Annotated in this window: 15 protein-coding genes; 6 read left to right on the top strand and 9 right to left on the bottom strand. The window is 33.6% G+C overall.

Annotation, left to right across the window (positions count from 1 at the left end):
• Positions 1–12: 12 nt before the first annotated feature.
• From SLH33_RS07090 to gdhA, 8 genes are all read right to left on the bottom strand, one after another.
• The gene (locus SLH33_RS07090) at positions 13–1,329 is read right to left on the bottom strand and encodes a lytic transglycosylase domain-containing protein (RefSeq protein ID WP_320418388.1); all 1,317 of its coding nucleotides are present in this window, start codon (positions 1,327–1,329) and stop codon (positions 13–15) included.
• Between the two features lie 39 nt (positions 1,330–1,368).
• On the bottom strand, positions 1,369–2,130 hold the full coding sequence (locus SLH33_RS07085) for an exodeoxyribonuclease III (protein WP_320418387.1): 762 nt from the start codon (positions 2,128–2,130) through the stop codon (positions 1,369–1,371).
• A gap of 68 nt (positions 2,131–2,198) precedes the next feature.
• Positions 2,199–2,855, bottom strand: coding sequence for a CoA transferase subunit B (locus tag SLH33_RS07080; protein WP_320418386.1), 657 nt, complete (start codon positions 2,853–2,855; stop codon positions 2,199–2,201).
• A gap of 2 nt (positions 2,856–2,857) precedes the next feature.
• On the bottom strand, positions 2,858–3,559 hold the full coding sequence (locus SLH33_RS07075) for a CoA transferase subunit A (protein ID WP_320418385.1): 702 nt from the start codon (positions 3,557–3,559) through the stop codon (positions 2,858–2,860).
• Positions 3,560–3,583: 24 nt separating this feature from the next.
• A complete protein-coding gene (locus SLH33_RS07070) occupies positions 3,584–5,881 on the bottom strand; it encodes a penicillin-binding protein 1A (RefSeq protein ID WP_320418384.1) in 2,298 nt (765 codons plus the stop codon).
• Position 5,882: 1 nt separating this feature from the next.
• Positions 5,883–6,383, bottom strand: coding sequence for a gliding motility lipoprotein GldH (locus SLH33_RS07065; protein WP_320418383.1), 501 nt, complete (start codon positions 6,381–6,383; stop codon positions 5,883–5,885).
• Positions 6,358–7,743, bottom strand: coding sequence for a regulatory iron-sulfur-containing complex subunit RicT (locus SLH33_RS07060; RefSeq protein WP_320418382.1), 1,386 nt, complete (start codon positions 7,741–7,743; stop codon positions 6,358–6,360). Before SLH33_RS07060 ends, SLH33_RS07065 begins: the two co-directional genes overlap by 26 nt.
• Positions 7,744–8,008: 265 nt before the next feature.
• On the bottom strand, positions 8,009–9,352 hold the full coding sequence (gene gdhA, locus SLH33_RS07055; RefSeq protein ID WP_320418381.1) for an NADP-specific glutamate dehydrogenase: 1,344 nt from the start codon (positions 9,350–9,352) through the stop codon (positions 8,009–8,011).
• Between the two features lie 185 nt (positions 9,353–9,537).
• Here gdhA and pheS point away from each other — a divergent pair, with 185 nt between their 5' ends.
• The 3 genes from pheS (at position 9,538) to SLH33_RS07040 (ending at position 12,514) form a co-directional block, all read left to right on the top strand.
• Positions 9,538–10,569, top strand: a complete 1,032-nt coding sequence (pheS, locus tag SLH33_RS07050) for a phenylalanine--tRNA ligase subunit alpha (protein ID WP_320418380.1) — start codon at positions 9,538–9,540, stop codon at positions 10,567–10,569.
• Positions 10,570–10,653: 84 nt separating this feature from the next.
• The gene (locus SLH33_RS07045) at positions 10,654–11,049 is read left to right on the top strand and encodes a hypothetical protein (protein WP_320418379.1); all 396 of its coding nucleotides are present in this window, start codon (positions 10,654–10,656) and stop codon (positions 11,047–11,049) included.
• 100 nt (positions 11,050–11,149) lie between these two features.
• The gene (locus SLH33_RS07040) at positions 11,150–12,514 is read left to right on the top strand and encodes an alanine/glycine:cation symporter family protein (RefSeq protein WP_320418378.1); all 1,365 of its coding nucleotides are present in this window, start codon (positions 11,150–11,152) and stop codon (positions 12,512–12,514) included.
• Between the two features lie 93 nt (positions 12,515–12,607).
• Here the strand turns inward: SLH33_RS07040 and SLH33_RS07035 are convergent, their stop codons facing one another.
• Positions 12,608–12,841 (bottom strand): hypothetical protein, encoded by a 234-nt coding sequence (locus SLH33_RS07035; RefSeq protein ID WP_320418377.1) that lies wholly within the window; start codon positions 12,839–12,841, stop codon positions 12,608–12,610.
• Positions 12,842–12,970: 129 nt separating this feature from the next.
• On the opposite strand from SLH33_RS07035, the gene SLH33_RS07030 reads away from it, so the two are divergent.
• From SLH33_RS07030 to aspS, 3 genes are all read left to right on the top strand, one after another.
• A complete protein-coding gene (locus tag SLH33_RS07030) occupies positions 12,971–13,387 on the top strand; it encodes a hypothetical protein (protein ID WP_320418376.1) in 417 nt (138 codons plus the stop codon).
• A complete protein-coding gene (locus tag SLH33_RS07025) occupies positions 13,388–13,585 on the top strand; it encodes a helix-turn-helix transcriptional regulator (RefSeq protein ID WP_320418375.1) in 198 nt (65 codons plus the stop codon).
• Between the two features lie 141 nt (positions 13,586–13,726).
• Positions 13,727–15,481 carry an aspartate--tRNA ligase gene (gene aspS / locus SLH33_RS07020; RefSeq protein WP_320418374.1) on the top strand — a complete coding sequence of 585 codons (1,755 nt, stop codon included), beginning with the start codon at positions 13,727–13,729 and terminating at the stop codon, positions 15,479–15,481.
• The last annotated feature ends 54 nt before the right edge of the window (positions 15,482–15,535 follow it).

Below are 15,535 nucleotides of genomic sequence, written 5' to 3'. Positions count from 1 at the left end.
AATTATTCCGTTTTACATTCTTCTAGGATAAATATATAAGCGTTGACCTATTTTTAGGTTCGTATTTTTCATATTATTCCAGCGTTTTATTTTACTAACAGTAACGCCAAATTTGTTTGCTATTTTACCTAAATAATCTCCGCTTTTTACTTTATAACGAATACGTTTATCCATTTCAAAATATTTAGGCAAAGGTTGCTCTCTCTTAGAATCATCATATTCAGCTAAGGCATAAATTTCATGTTCTTTATCAATAAAATCAAATGTTTTATTACGAGGTAATCTAACTGTAAAATTCTTCTTGTTTACATACGGAATCACATCTAATTTATACATCGGATTTAAGAAAGAAATAATTTTTTCATCAACTCCTGTTTTTTCTGAAATATGATCAAAAGAAATAGTTCTTTTGACATGAATAGTATCCGTTTGAAAATTAAAAATTTGTGGAGCTTCCGGGTAAATACCCAATTCATCGGCATATTTAAAAATATACATGGTTGCATAAAAAGCCGGAACATAACCTGCTGTTTCTCTTGGCAAAAACGGACGAATATTCCAATAATTTCTATGTCCGCCTGAACGCTTAATAGCTTTTAATACATTACCCGGACCCGAATTATACGCTGCTAGAGCCAGATCCCAATCGCCAAAAATATCGTATAAATTATTTAGGTATTTACATGCTGCAATAGTAGATTTTTCAGGGTCTTGACGCTCATCTACATAGGAATTGATAGATAATTTAAATTGCCTACCAGTACCATACATAAACTGCCAAAGACCTGTTGCTCCTACTCTAGATTTTGCTTTTGGATTTAAAGTTGACTCTACAATTGCCAGGTACTTCATTTCTAACGGAATGTTATACTGGTCTAAATACTGCTCAAACATAGGAAAATAGTATTGTGCTCTTGCCATAACAGCAGGATAATACTTTTTTCTGTACTTAATGTAGTTATTGATGACCTTTTCTAAAGCTGGATTATAAGCTAAATGAAATGGAGTTGTAGAATTGATTTCTGACAATCGTTGCTTTAATAAATCGGGAGAAACAATTTGCTCTACATTACCAATAATATCTTTATCATTAATCACATACTGTATGCTATCATACAAAGGCGATTTAAATTTTGCCTCAACTAAAAGACTATCCATTAACTTTAAATCATCATGTGTAAAAAGTTCTTTTTTGGTGGCAGGTTGAATAATCGTATCAGAAAGTTGAAAAACTTCTTTTGGAGTAACAATAACAGAATCTATTTCTGTATTCTGAGCAAATACTTGATAGGTTACAGTGCATATCAACAACATTAAAAATCTTTTCATAGTTTCTCTTTTCAATAAATTCAACTTCATCTTAACTTTTTAAAATTTAAATTCAACTGCTATCGGACAATGGTCTGAATGTTTAGCTTCAGGTAAAATATATGCTCTAGAAATATTTTCTTTTAAAGGTTCTGATACCATGCAATAATCTATACGCCATCCTTTATTATTAGCTCTTGCATTGGCCCGGTAGCTCCACCAACTATATTCTTGAGCGTCTTGATGTAAGTGCCTAAAACTATCTATAAAACCATTATCAATAAACTTGCCAATCCATTCGCGTTCAATAGGCAAAAAACCAGAAACTCCTTTCATTTTAGGATTGTGAATGTCAATTTCTTGATGACAAATATTATAATCACCGCAAATTACTAAATTTGGAATTTCTTTTCGTAATTCATTGATATACTCCTGAAATTCAGCCATGTAATTTAGCTTAAACCCTAATCTAGCATCATTGGTACCAGATGGTAAATATAGACTCATAATAGACACATGGTCATAATCAATACGTAAGTTTCTACCTTCAAAATCCATGGTTTCAATTCCGGTTCCGAATGCAATGTTCTTAGGTTCTTCTTTACAAAAAACAGCTACTCCAGAATATCCTTTTTTTTCTGCGGAAAACCAATAATGGTGAGGATACCCTGCATTTTCAAATTCAGATAGATCTAATTGCTCTGGATGCGCTTTGGTTTCTTGAAGACAAATTACATCTGGATTAGCAGCTTGCAACCAATCTAAAAAACCTTTTTTAATTGCGGCTCTAATTCCGTTTACGTTATAAGAAATTACTTTCATTTATGTTTTATAAAAAAGAAAAGACGTAAAGAAACAGCTTTACGTCTTTAAATATTAATAATTAGGTGTTAAATTTTCATTTCTGGCACTTCTCCGTTTATAATCAAAGTGCCTTCTGTTGCTGTTTGAATTTCTTCAACAGATACTCCTGGAGCTCTCTCTATTAAATGGAAACCATTGTTTTTAATCTCTAAAACAGCTAAATTAGTTACAATTTTTGTAACGCAACCGACCCCAGTTAAAGGTAACGTACAGCTCTTTAGTAATTTACTTTCACCTGCTTTGTTAGTATGCATCATGGCAACAATGATATTTTCAGCAGACGCTACTAAATCCATAGCACCACCCATTCCTTTTACCATTTTACCTGGAATTTTCCAGTTGGCAATGTCACCATTTTCAGCTACTTCCATAGCTCCTAAAATAGTTAAATCAACATGTTTACCACGAATCATAGAAAAACTGGTAGCAGAATCAAAGAAACTTGCTCCCGGTAGCGTTGTAATAGTTTGTTTTCCAGCGTTTATAATATCAGCATCTTCTTCACCTTCAAAAGGGAAAGGCCCCATACCTAAAACTCCGTTTTCACTTTGAAATTCCACTTCAATATCTTCGCGTACAAAATTTGCTACTAATGTAGGAATACCAATTCCTAAGTTTACATAGTAACCGTCTTTAACCTCCTGGGCAATACGTTTTGCTATTCCGTTTTTATCTAAAGCCATAACTAGTTTTTTTGTCTTACTGTGCGTTGTTCAATACGTTTCTCATACTTTTTACCTTGAAAAATGCGTTGTACAAAAATTCCAGGAATGTGAATTTGATTTGGATCTAACTCACCAACCTCAACTAATTCTTCCACTTCAGCAACGGTAATAGTTGCAGCGCCACACATATTAGGGTTAAAGTTACGTGCTGTTCCTTTAAAAATTAAGTTTCCTGCTGCATCACCTTTCCAAGCTTTAACAAAAGAAAAATCTGCTTTAAAGGCTTCTTCCAACACATACATTTTACCATTAAATTCACGGGTTTCTTTACCTTCTGCTACTTCTGTACCATAACCTGCTGGTGTATAAAAAGCCGGAAAACCAGCTTGTGCTGCTCTACATTTTTCAGCCAGTGTTCCTTGTGGGGTTAATTCAACTTCTAATTCACCAGAAAGCATTTGGCGTTCAAATTCATCATTTTCTCCCACATAAGAAGATATCATTTTTTTGATTTGCTTGTTTTGAAGTAATAAGCCTAAACCAAAATCATCCACTCCTGCATTGTTTGAAATACAGGTTACGTTTTTAATTCCTAAACGCACCAATTCTGCAATGGCATTTTCAGGAATACCAGATAAACCGAAACCTCCAAGCATAAAAGTCATATTGTCTTTTACGCCTTGTAAAGCTTCTTGTACATTATTTACTTTTTTACTGATCATTTTTAGTTGTTTGTTTGTTGTTGATTAGAAATCCGTATCTTTTTGTTCTTCTTTCTTCTCTTCTTTATTATCCTCTTCTCCTTCCTCTAAATTATCATCTTCTACTTTATTACAATCTAAATTTATAGAAATATCATCTGGTTTTTCAAATGCTTCTTTACTAATATCTAAAGATTTATCTTCATAACATTTACGCATAAAAATTGCCCACGTAGGTAACGACATTGCAGCTCCTTGACCTTTATCTATTCCTGCAAAATGAATAGAACGATCTTCTCCACCTGTCCAAACACCTGTTGCTAAATTAGGTACAATTCCCATAAACCAACCGTCAGATTGGTTTTGTGTAGTACCTGTTTTACCAGCAATAGGATTATTGAATTTATAGGGATATCCTGTAATAAATTTACCTCTAGGAAAAGTTGTACGTAAACGAACACCAGATCCTGCTTGTGTTACTCCTTCCATTAAATTCAAAATTACATAAGCAGATTCTTCACTTAATACCTCTTTAGTTTCTGGAACAAAAGTTTCTAACACAGTACCGTTTTTATCTTCAATATGCGTAATCATCATTGGGGTTACACGCATACCTTTGTTTGCAAAAGTAGAATAGGCACTAACCATTTCTAATAATGATAAATCAATTGCTCCTAATGCTATAGATGGATTTGCTTCTATTTTTGTTGAAATACCCGCAGATTCTGCTAAACGAGCTACATTTATAGGAGATACTTCATCAATTAAACGAGCTGTAATTACATTGACAGATCCTGCTAAGGCTTGTTTTAAAGTTAATTCGCCTCCATATTTATTTCCCGCGTTTTTGGGAGTCCAATCTTGGTCCATCCCATATTTTTCTTTTGGAATGGTATAAGGTGTATTTGGTAATTTATCGCAAGGAGATCTTTTTAACTGATTAATAGCTGTTGCATATACAAATGGCTTAAAAGTAGAACCTACTTGTCGCTTTTGCTGCTCAACAGCATCGTATTTAAAATACTTATTATTTATACCTCCAACCCATGCTTTTATATGTCCGGTTTGTGGCTCAATAGAAACTAAACCAGAACGTAAGAAATATTTATAATGTCGAATAGAATCATAAGGAGTCATAATAGTATCTCTATTTCCTTTCCATGTAAATATTCGCATTTCAGTTTTAGTATTGAAAGACTTTTCAATTTCTTTGTCCGACTTACCATTAGCATTCATACGCTTGTAACGATCTGAATTGCGTTTTGCTCTGTTGATGATTTTCTTGATTTCTGATTTATCAATATCATAAAAAGGAGCTTGTCTATTTCTTTTTTGCTCTTCATAAAAGAATTTTTGAAGATTGGAAACATGCTCTTGAACAGCTTCCTCTGCATATTGTTGCATACGAGAATCTATGGTGGTGTAAATTTTTAAACCATCGCGGTAAATATTGTACTCTGTACCGTCTGGTTTAGGATTTCGTTTTACCCAACCTTTTAAAAATCCACGTAAATGCTCTCTAAAATAAGTAGCTAAACCGTCACTATGGCTTTCAGGTGTGTAATTTAGATCTAACGAAAGTTTTTGTAATGAGTCTTTTTGTTGCTCGGTAATATAATCATTACGTTCCATTTGCTTTAACACCACATTTCTTCTGTCTTTTACCATTTGCTCTCTTCGAAGAGGGTTGTATAAAGATGAGTTTTTTAACATGCCCACTAACATTGCAGATTCATGCATTTCTAACTCAATAGGCTCCTTACCAAAGTAAATTCTAGAAGCAGAACGGATACCCACCGCTTGGTTTAAGAAATCGTACTTATTTAAGTACATGGTTAAGATTTCTTGTTTAGTGTATTGGCGTTCAAGTTTGGTAGCAACAACCCATTCTTTTATTTTTTGCTTAACACGCATTACAATATTTCTTGATGCTTTACCTGTAAACAACATTTTTGCTAACTGCTGCGTAATGGTACTTGCACCACCGCTACCTGGTTTTAAAAAAGCTCTGGCAGTACCTCTAAAATCAATACCTGAGTGCTGATAAAAACGCTCATCTTCTGTAGCAACTAAGGCTTTGATTAAGTTTTCAGGTAAATCTTTATATTTTACAGGTGTTCTGTTTTCATCTGCGTATTTCCCTAGGGTTTTTCCGTCTGTAGAAATAATTTCTGTAGCTAAATTATTCTCTGGATTTTCTAACTGCTCAAAGGTTGGAAGTTTACCAAAAGCCCCCCATGATGCTAATAAAAAGATAAAACAGATTATAGCTAAACCAGCACCAATAGTTATCCAAAACCATTTAATAAATTTACCAAAGTTGTTCACTTTCTTTTCTGTCATTTTATTCAATTTTTTCAATTCTAAAACCTACATCCGTAATTCCTTCTAAAGCGTGCACACCATTTACATCACCATTTTTTCGCATAGCATGACGTACTTCAAAAGCATACTCTCCTAGTGTAGGAAATGTAATATTTTCTTTATAAAATAATTTATTTTCTTTAATTTCTGAAAAACCTTGCCCTAAGAATTTTCCTGTATTATCAGCCATATCATATTCTAAGGTATCGATCATTTTTTGGCCATCAGGAAAACTCATTTTAGTAATTAAAAACAGGTTACTAAATGAATAATTATTGTTGTTTCTTATGTTGATAAACAAATTGCGCTTAGCCAAAGTATCTGACACTTCAAAATGAAAGCTAATTGGGTCATTTGCTTTCCATTTATTAGAAGAAATTGTGGTGTATTCATCAAAAATACGTTTGGAATCGCATGATACCAAAACGAATAAAAACGATATAATTAAGATTAACTTATTGTTTTTGATTGTTCTGGTCATTTTTATTGTCATTACTTCTACGCCTGTTATTTCTTCTTTTGTTAGGTCTTTTTTTACTTTCAGTAGCTTGTGGCTGATTATCTTTATTTACAGGATTTTTTGGTTTATTTCGTCTTTGCTGAGGTTTAGGCTTTTTTTGATCAGCTTTTGGTTTTTTATTGTCCGCTACCTGTTTATTTTTAGGTGATGTATCGGTCTTTTTTTCCGTTTGAGATTTTGGCTTTTTGCGAGACTTGTTACGATTTCTTTTTGATTTTTTAGGGGTGTCAAAACGAGTTAAACTATCTTGTCCAACCACATTTTCAAAATCTACCTTAATTTCTTCCTCAATTTCTGCTTCATAATCTTCTAATGGTGAAGAAAGTTCATCGTTCTGATTCAGTTCAATAATTTCTAATACCTGATCTAATGTAAGTTTATACCATCTATAATTTTCTTGTTTGTAAGTATACCAAAGCAATTGCTTAAAGATGTCCATTTTTACAAAAACAGCTTCTCCTTTTTCAGTTTTTAAAACAGTATCTTGCTTAGGAAATTCTTTTAACGCATCTAAATAAGTATCTAACTCAAAGTTTAAACAACATTTAAGCTTTCCACATTGTCCTGCTAATTTTAACGGATTTAATGATAATTGTTGGTAACGGGCAGCTGCAGTATTAACTTTTCTAAAATCGGTTAACCAAGTAGAGCAGCATAGTTCTCTTCCACAAGAACCAATTCCTCCAAGGCGCGCTGCTTCTTGACGCATTCCTACTTGTTTCATCTCAACTCTAATGGAAAAAGCACTGGCTAGATCACGAATCAATTGTCGAAAATCTACACGTTCATCTGCAGTATAATAGAAAGTTGCCTTATTTCCGTCTCCCTGATATTCAACATCAGAAAGTTTCATTTTTAAGCCTAATTTGCTTATAATTTCACGGCCTCTTCTTTGTGTTTCTAGCTCTTTTCCTCTTGCCTCTTGCCAAACATCAATATCTTTTTGTGTTGCTTTACGATATATTTTTTTTACATCATCACTATCTGCAGTAACATTTCTTTTTTTCATTTGAACTTTTACCAGCTCTCCTGCTAAAGAAACAACACCAATATCATGACCCGGACTTCCTTCAACCGCTACTATATCACCCATAGTAATGGTAAAGTTGTTTGTATTTTTATAAAAATGTTTCCTTCCGTTTTTAAAACGGACTTCATACACATTAAAAGACTCTTGCCCTGTAGGCAAAGTCATATTTGATAACCAATCAAAAACAGCGAGTTTGTTTCCACTTCCACATGATCCTGTTGCACAATTTCCATTGCTTTTACATCCTCTTGGAACGCCATTTTTGTTAGTTGAGCAACTGCTACAACTCATAAAAATTTATATATTTTGAGGTGTTTTTTAAACCTGAAAGCTAATCAGTATCAAAAAACACTCTATTTTAATAATTGATTTTCAATCGAATACACAAATAAGCGATAAACGATTCTTAATCAGTAAATATACATATTATAACGGAATGATAAAATTGAATTTTATGTTAAAATATTATGCTTTTTTACTGATGAAAATAGCCTTAAAATAAGAAACGCACCCAAATGGGTGCGTTTCTTATTTTTTTTTCAAAAACGTGCTATAATTATACCACTCCTTGTGCTAACATTGCATCGGCAACTTTTACAAAACCTGCTATATTTGCTCCTTTTACATAATCAACATAACCAGATTCATCTGTACCATATTCAACACAAGCTTCATGAATGTTTTTCATGATTCCTTTTAATTTTGCATCAACCTCTTCACGAGTCCAGCTTAAACGTAATGAGTTTTGGCTCATTTCTAAACCAGAAGTTGCCACACCTCCAGCATTTGATGCTTTACCGGGTGCAAACAAGATTTTATGCTCATGGAAAGTTGCAATTGCCTCTGGAGTAGATGGCATGTTTGCTCCTTCACTAACACAAATACACCCGTTGTCTACTAATGTTTTTGCTTCGCCTCCGTCTAACTCGTTTTGAGTAGCACATGGTAAAGCAATATCTGCTTTTACTGACCAAGGACGCTCTCCTTTAAAGAATTTTGCTGATGGATATTTTTCAACATACTCGCTAATACGACCACGTTTTACATTTTTAAGATCCATTACAAATGCTAATTTTTCAGCATCAATTCCAGCTTCATCATAAATATATCCAGAAGAATCTGACAAAGTAACTACTTTAGCACCTAATTCAGTTGCTTTTTCACAAGCGTATTGTGCCACGTTACCAGAACCAGAAACTGATACTGTTTTTCCGCTGAAAGAATCTCCTTTAGTTTGTAACATGTTTTGAGCAAAATAAACCGCTCCATATCCAGTAGCCTCAGGTCTAATTAAAGATCCACCCCAAGATGCACCTTTACCAGTTAAAACCCCAGTAAACTCATTTCTAAGTTTCTTGTACATTCCGAACATGAATCCAATCTCACGACCACCAACACCAATATCTCCAGCAGGAACATCAGTATTTGGCCCAATATGACGGAATAACTCACTCATAAAGGCGTGACAGAAACGCATAATTTCGTTATCTGATTTTCCTTTAGGATCAAAATCAGATCCTCCTTTTCCTCCACCCATTGGTAAAGTTGTTAATGAGTTTTTAAACACTTGCTCAAAAGCTAAGAATTTAAGAATACTAGCATTTACAGTTGGGTGAAAACGTAAACCTCCTTTATAAGGCCCGATAGCAGAGTTCATTTGAACTCTATATCCTCTGTTTACTTGAATTTCTCCTTTATCATCAACCCAAGAAACTCTGAATGAAATTAAACGTTCAGGTTCAACCATTCTTAATAAAATGTTTTTACCATCGTAAATTTCTTTAGTTGCTATATAAGGAATTACTGTTTCTGCAACTTCTTGAACAGCTTGTAAAAATTCTGGTTCGTGCCCATTGCGCTCCTTAACCAGATCCATAAAAGCGTTTATTTTAGATTCCATAATTTAGTTGTTCAAATATTATTGATATCATAATTTTAATACGCAAATATACTTAAATAACAATTCTGGCAACTTAAAAAGAGTCTTTTTTTGCGGGCATGCTACATCGTTTTCGTAAACAATAATATTTAACCATAATTTTCAGTAAAAAAGCGTAAATTTGCCACTTAATTTTTTGATGGATTATGTTAGATAAGATTAAAGAAATGATTGGAGAGGTAAATACCTTTCAAACTACCTCTAAAGAAGAAATAGAAACATTCAGAATTAAGTACTTAGGAAGCAAGGGGATTTTAAAAGATTTATTTGCTGAATTTAAAAATGTACCTAACGAGCAAAAGAAAGAGTTCGGACAAACCATCAATTTATTAAAAAAATCTGCAGAAGATAAAGTAAACTCTTTAAAAGAAGCATTAGAAAGTGCTGTTGAAGATAAAGGTGTTTATGGCGATTTAACGCGTCCGTCTGAACCAATTGAATTAGGTGCACGTCACCCAATATCAATCGTTAAAAACAGAATTATTGAAGTTTTTAACAGAATTGGATTTACAGTTTCTGAAGGACCGGAGATTGAAGACGATTGGCATAACTTTACTGCATTAAACTTACCGGAATATCATCCGGCACGTGATATGCAAGATACGTTCTTTATTGAAAAGTCCCGAAACGTCGGGACTGATACGTTATTAAGAACACATACGTCATCGGTGCAGGTACGTTATATGGAAAATAACGAACCACCAATTCGTACGATTTCTCCGGGTAGAGTATTCCGTAATGAAGATATTTCTGCACGCGCACACTGTATTTTCCACCAAGTGGAAGGATTATACATTGATACTGATGTTTCGTTTGCTGATTTAAAACAAACATTATTATACTTCACTAAGGAGATGTTCGGTAAATCTAAAATCAGATTGCGTCCGTCTTATTTTCCATTTACTGAGCCAAGTGCTGAGGTAGATATTTACTGGGGATTAGAAACGGAAACTGATTACAGAATTACCAAAGGAACCGGTTGGTTAGAAATTATGGGTTGCGGAATGGTTGATCCTAACGTATTGAAAAATGCCAATATCGACCCTGAAAAATATAGTGGTTACGCTTTCGGAATGGGAATTGAGCGTATTGCTATGTTGTTATACCAAATTCCGGATATTCGTATGTTCTATGAAAACGACGTTCGTTTCTTAGAGCAGTTTAAGTCGGTAATTTAATTTTATAGAAAATAGAATAGAGATTAAAGATAAGAGACACATTAGTCTCTTTTCTTGTTTCTTATCTCTCTTATCTTACTAAAAATGAAAAAAGACATCCACATACCTAAAGTAACAGGAGTAGAAATAGCTGTAGTGTTAGAACATAATGAACAGCATAATGAAGATGATTGGAATGTGTACATCATCAATAAAAAAGAAGTTGATTTAGAAATGGTGGTTATTGTTTCTCAAGGATTTTCAGAAACTAAAACAACCTCACTTTTTAGAAGAAAGATTGATAAACTTCCTGCTAACTCGTTTGCTAAGTTTGAAATGATGCAACCAGAGTTGTTTGACTTAGACAATCGTTTTCAGGTAAGTTTCTTTGAAGGAAATCAGATTCATGAAAAAACGTTTATTTTTCAAGCAGAAACCATTCAGGAAGGTTTCTTGAGAGATATAGATATGTTAGGTAAAAAAGGAATAGTTTGTAAATAATTATTCTTAAAAAAATAACAGAAGAACGGTAGTTGTTAAATAACAGCTATCGTTCTTTTTCTTTATATACGTTTTATTAATTTCGTTTTAAAATATTTTTATGTTTTCAACTATCCAAAATTTAGTAGCTGAGTTTTCTTCATGGATTTGGGGAATACCATTATTAATCCTTTTAATTGGTGGCGGATTGTATTTATTTATCTATTCAGGATTAGTGCCGTTTAGATATATAGGTCACGCTATAGCTATTTTACGCGGAAAGTATGATAAGCATGATTCTCCTGGAGATCTATCACATTATGAAGCTTTATCATCAGCAATTGCAGCTACGGTTGGTATGGGAAATATTAGCGGAGTTGCCATTGCGATTGCTACGGGAGGTCCAGGTGCTATTTTTTGGATGTGGGTAAGTGCTTTTGTGGGTATGGCAACTAAGTTTTTTACCTGTAGTTTATCGGTAATGTACCGCGGAAAGGATGAGGAAGGAAACGTAAAAGGCGGGCCGATGTATGTGATTACTGAGGGATTAGGAAAAAAGTGGAAACCTTTGGCTGTATTTTTTTCATTTGCAGGATTGTTCGGAACGCTACCCGCATTTCAGGCAAACCAATTAACACAAACATTGATAGATGTTTTTGAAGTAAATGAAAGTAATACGTTTATTGCTAAATTATTATTAGGAATTACAATCGCTATCATTGTTGCTCTGGTAATTTTCGGTGGAATTAAACGAATTGGTAGTGTTGCAGGAAAATTGGTTCCGGTGATGGTAGTAGTGTATTTAATCACAGTTTTGACCATTTTAATTTTAAAGTTTGATGTGGTTCCATCTATATTCAAATTAATTTTTACAGATGCTTTTTCAGGAAAATCGGTTTTAGGAGGAGCCTTAGGGGTTTTAATAATCACGGGAGTGAAACGAGCAGCATTTTCAAATGAAGCAGGTTTAGGAACCGCACCTATGATGCACGGAACAGCTAAAACTAAAGAACCTATTCGTGAAGGTTTGGTGGCAATGTTAGGTCCTGCTATTGATACGTTGCTGGTTTGTACACTAACCGCATTGGCAATTTTAGCTTCAGGAGTTTGGAAAGGTTTTGAAGGAAACGGAATTTCTATGACCTTAGCAGCATTCGATTCTGTTTTACCCTATAATTCAGGGAGTGTAATTTTAACTATTTGCGTGTTGATTTTTGCTTTTTCAACCTTGTTTACCTATTCGTTTTACGGATATAGCTGTTTAAGCTACCTAACCAATTTTAAAACAGGAAAGTTTTACAATTATATTTACATAGCAACTATTGTAATTGCCTCAATTATCAAGTTGGATTTTGTAATTAATTTAATTGATAGTGCCTATGCGCTAATGGCAATTCCAACGGTGATTTCTACGTTGATCTTAGCACCAAAAGTTAAAAAAGCAGCCTCAGAGTATTTTCAGAAGTTGAAGATGAATGAGTTTTAAATTTTTGTGTCATTCCTGCGAAAGCAAGAATTTCTTTATAAATATGCTCGGTTTTAACTATTGGATTTCTGTCTTCGTAGAAATGACATGCATTTATCGATAGTTTTCTTCTTTACCTATCGGATGATCTTCATAGAAATCTTCAAAAGTTTTATCAGTAGTATATTGGTCTCGTAGTACTTTATAAACCATCAATGCTACGAGCAACTGACCGATAACCGTAAGCACAAACATACAACTAAAACCTAATTTAGTAAAAGCCAAAGCGGTTAATACTATTAAAAAACCAGTGGTAAACGATACCATAAATATAGCTGAATTCTTCATAATCAAAAGTTTACACCTGTTAAATTTACAAAAAACAGATGGTTTTTTAAAATTTAATAATTCAAAAAAGTAATCTTTTATTTGTTTAATGTAAACAAAACTTTACATTTGTTAAAAAATTATAGAATTATGAATTTTCAAATCTTACCAAATTGGTGTAAAAAATTAGGGGTTATTTTATTTTTAATAGGTGCTATAGGTAGCTTTTATGAAGGATTTTCAGAAGGTATACATAGTTCTCGTAATGATGTAGAATCAATTGTTCATCCAAACCATTCAAACTGTATATATAATTATATTCATTTCTTTAGTTTATTAGAAGTTTTAGGAATGATGATTTATATAATGTCTAAAGAAAAAGTAGAAGACGATTATATTAATGTATTACGATTGGAATCATACCAATTAACCTTTTTTATTAATATAGTTATAGCTCTGTTTCTATTCGTGTTTAAAAAAGAAATGAATGTAGAATTTGATTTTTACTTATCATCTTTTCTATTGATATACCTAATAACATTTGCCATAAAGAAAAGAGAATATTAAATGAAAAACCTGATTAAAGTTGAAAGAGCAAGGCATAATTTAACTCAAGCAGATTTAGCAGAAAAGCTTGGTGTTTCAAGACAAACTATTCATGCTATCGAAAAGAATAAGTTCAATCCTTCGGTAACATTAGCTATAAAAATGGCTCGTTTTTTTAATGTTACTGTTGAGTACTTGTTTGATATAGAAGAAGAGTAAAAAAAGTAAAAAGCTATGATACAAATTATAATATACCTCATTGTCTGGGTAACTAGTAAAGTTTGGCCTTTGATAAGTTTGTTTTTCTAACAATTTTTCAGGTTAAAATCCTTAATTTTGCGCATCTAAAATAAACAAGAAATGTACAGAACGCACACTTGTGGCGAGTTAAGAGCATCGCACATTACTACTGAAGTTACTTTAGCCGGTTGGGTACAAAAATCGCGCGATAAAGGTTTTATGATTTGGGTTGATTTACGCGACCGTTACGGAATTACACAGTTAATTTTTGACGAAGAGCGTACGCCAAAAGATATTATAGAAAAGGCTAAAACTTTAGGTCGTGAGTTCGTAGTACAAGTTACAGGAACGGTAATTGAGCGTCAGTCTAAGAATCCAAACATGGAAACTGGAGATGTTGAAGTTTTAGTTACCAAGTTAGATATTTTAAATGAAGCAAAGCTTCCTCCATTTACTATTGAAGATGAAACGGATGGTGGAGAAGATATCCGAATGAAATATCGTTACTTAGATATTCGTCGTAATCCGGTAAAGGACAGCTTAATTTTCCGTCATAAAGTGTCTATGGAAGTTCGTAAATACCTTTCTGATAAAGGATTTATTGATGTTGAGACTCCATATTTAATCAAATCTACACCAGAAGGAGCGCGTGATTTCTTAGTACCTTCTCGTATGAATGCGGGTCAGTTTTACGCATTACCACAATCGCCACAAACCTTTAAGCAGTTGTTAATGGTGGGTGGAATGGACAAATATTTCCAGATTGTTAAGTGTTTTAGGGATGAAGATTTACGTGCCGACCGTCAACCGGAGTTTACGCAAATAGACTGTGAAATGGCGTTTGTTGAGCAAGAAGATATTTTAGAGATCTTTGAAGGAATGACACGTCATTTATTAAAAGAGATCAACGGAGTTGAGGTGGATAAATTCCCAAGAATGTTGTTTGACGATGCTATGCGTTTATACGGAAATGATAAACCAGATATCCGTTTTGGAATGCAGTTTGGTGAGTTAAATGAGGTTGCACAACACAAAGATTTCAAAGTATTTAATGATGCTGAATTAGTAGTGGGTATTGCAGTTCCTGGAGGAGCAAGTTATACGCGTAAAGAAATTGATCAATTAATTGATTGGGTAAAGCGTCCGCAAGTTGGAGCTTTAGGAATGGTATATGTGAAGTGTAACGAAGACGGTTCATTCAAATCATCTGTAGATAAATTCTATGATCAAGAAGATTTAGCGAATTGGGCTGAAAAAACCGGAGCAAAAGCAGGAGACTTAATCTGTATTTTATCAGGAAACACTAATAAAGTAAGAGCACAATTATCTGCGTTACGTATGGAAATGGCAGAACGCTTAGGATTACGTAAACCAGATGAATTTGCACCGTTATGGGTTATTGATTTCCCATTATTGGAACTTGATGAAGAAACAGGACATTATCATGCAATGCACCATCCGTTTACATCGCCAAAACCAGGTCAATTAGAATTGTTAGATACAGATCCGGGAGCAGTGAAAGCAAACGCTTACGATTTAGTATTAAACGGAAATGAAATTGGTGGAGGATCTATCAGAATTCATGATAAAGAAACGCAAGCAATCATGTTCAAACATTTAGGATTTACTCCAGAAGAAGCAAAAGCGCAGTTTGGGTTCTTAATGGATGCTTTTGAATACGGAGCGCCACCACACGGAGGTTTAGCATTCGGTTTAGATAGATTAGTGGCTATTTTAGGAGGACAAGAAACGATTCGTGATTTTATTGCGTTCCCTAAAAACAACTCAGGTCGTGATGTAATGATTGACGCACCTGCAACTATAGATGAAGAACAATTACAAGAATTAAGCATCAAACTTGATGTAAAAGAATAAATAAAAACCTCGCAATTAGCGAGGTTTTTTTTATCCCATATTTTAAATATCAAA

This window comes from Tenacibaculum sp. IB213877 (assembly GCF_034043975.1).
GTDB lineage: Bacteria > Bacteroidota > Bacteroidia > Flavobacteriales > Flavobacteriaceae > Polaribacter.
The sequence above is the reverse complement of the archived record's forward strand: the minus strand, read 5'-3'. Positions and strand labels throughout refer to the sequence as shown.

What these genes read in the sequence shown, in the direction of transcription:
- aspS (WP_320418374.1), top strand. Translation starts at nt 13,727, where the DNA reads ATGTACAGAACGCACACTTGTGGCGAGTTAAGAGCATCGCACATTACT.
- SLH33_RS07070 (WP_320418384.1), bottom strand. Translation starts at nt 5,881, where the DNA reads ATGACAGAAAAGAAAGTGAACAACTTTGGTAAATTTATTAAATGGTTT.
- SLH33_RS07045 (WP_320418379.1), top strand. Translation starts at nt 10,654, where the DNA reads ATGAAAAAAGACATCCACATACCTAAAGTAACAGGAGTAGAAATAGCT.
- pheS (WP_320418380.1), top strand. Translation starts at nt 9,538, where the DNA reads ATGTTAGATAAGATTAAAGAAATGATTGGAGAGGTAAATACCTTTCAA.
- SLH33_RS07090 (WP_320418388.1), bottom strand. Translation starts at nt 1,329, where the DNA reads ATGAAAAGATTTTTAATGTTGTTGATATGCACTGTAACCTATCAAGTA.
- SLH33_RS07030 (WP_320418376.1), top strand. Translation starts at nt 12,971, where the DNA reads ATGAATTTTCAAATCTTACCAAATTGGTGTAAAAAATTAGGGGTTATT.
- SLH33_RS07060 (WP_320418382.1), bottom strand. Translation starts at nt 7,743, where the DNA reads ATGAGTTGTAGCAGTTGCTCAACTAACAAAAATGGCGTTCCAAGAGGA.
- SLH33_RS07075 (WP_320418385.1), bottom strand. Translation starts at nt 3,559, where the DNA reads ATGATCAGTAAAAAAGTAAATAATGTACAAGAAGCTTTACAAGGCGTA.
- gdhA (WP_320418381.1), bottom strand. Translation starts at nt 9,352, where the DNA reads ATGGAATCTAAAATAAACGCTTTTATGGATCTGGTTAAGGAGCGCAAT.
- SLH33_RS07035 (WP_320418377.1), bottom strand. Translation starts at nt 12,841, where the DNA reads ATGAAGAATTCAGCTATATTTATGGTATCGTTTACCACTGGTTTTTTA.
- SLH33_RS07040 (WP_320418378.1), top strand. Translation starts at nt 11,150, where the DNA reads ATGTTTTCAACTATCCAAAATTTAGTAGCTGAGTTTTCTTCATGGATT.
- SLH33_RS07065 (WP_320418383.1), bottom strand. Translation starts at nt 6,383, where the DNA reads ATGACCAGAACAATCAAAAACAATAAGTTAATCTTAATTATATCGTTT.
- SLH33_RS07085 (WP_320418387.1), bottom strand. Translation starts at nt 2,130, where the DNA reads ATGAAAGTAATTTCTTATAACGTAAACGGAATTAGAGCCGCAATTAAA.
- SLH33_RS07025 (WP_320418375.1), top strand. Translation starts at nt 13,388, where the DNA reads ATGAAAAACCTGATTAAAGTTGAAAGAGCAAGGCATAATTTAACTCAA.
- SLH33_RS07080 (WP_320418386.1), bottom strand. Translation starts at nt 2,855, where the DNA reads ATGGCTTTAGATAAAAACGGAATAGCAAAACGTATTGCCCAGGAGGTT.